The sequence below is a fragment of the Rhodococcus sp. APC 3903 genome, from assembly GCF_030407755.1.
In the GTDB taxonomy this organism is placed as follows: domain Bacteria; phylum Actinomycetota; class Actinomycetes; order Mycobacteriales; family Mycobacteriaceae; genus Rhodococcus_F; species Rhodococcus_F erythropolis.
The window spans coordinates 1-677 of sequence record NZ_JASDCV010000099.1 but is presented as its reverse complement, the minus strand read 5'-3'; the positions used below and the strand labels follow the sequence as shown (position 1 = coordinate 677).

Sequence of the window (677 nt, the reverse complement as noted above, 5' to 3'; positions counted from 1 at the left end):
GTTGATGCGGCTGACAAGTCTGGTCGCATTGAGCGAATTACCACCCAACTCGAAGAAATCATCATCGACACCAACCCGCGACTCACACCCCAAAACCACCGCAAAAGCAGCAGCCACCACCAACTCCGAAGCAGAACCAGGCGCCCGAAACACCCGCACACCGAAAACAGGCTCCGGCAACGCCTTCCGATCCAACTTCCCCGCACTCGACAACGGGAACTCGTCAACAACAACCACCACATCCGGAACCATGTACGACGGAAGCACCAACCCCACCGCAGCCCGCGCCCCCACCGAATCCACCGAAACTTCCGCATCGACCGAGGACCCAGCCGTCACATACCCGACCAGACGACTCCCCCCATGCACCACCACCACAGCACCAGAAACACCCGGCAACGCACCCAACGCCGACTCGATCTCACCGAGCTCGATCCGCACCCCACGAATCTTCACCTGAAAATCCGACCGACCCAAATACACCAAAGACCCAGCAGCACTCCACAACACACGATCACCCGTGCGATACATCCGAGCACCCACCACAAACGGATTCGCCACAAACCGATCCGACGTCAAATCCGGACGCCGATGATAACCACGAGCCAACTGCGCACCATCGAGATACAACTCACCCGCAACACCCACCGGCACCGGACGCAACCGCGAATCCAACA

1 protein-coding gene is annotated in these 677 nt (G+C 59.2%); it reads right to left on the bottom strand.

The window, feature by feature from the left end:
* A partial coding sequence (locus tag QMA15_RS32700) for a phosphopantetheine-binding protein (protein ID WP_356703157.1) occupies positions 1–456 on the bottom strand: 456 nt, incomplete at its 3' end.
* Positions 457–677 lie beyond the last annotated feature (221 nt).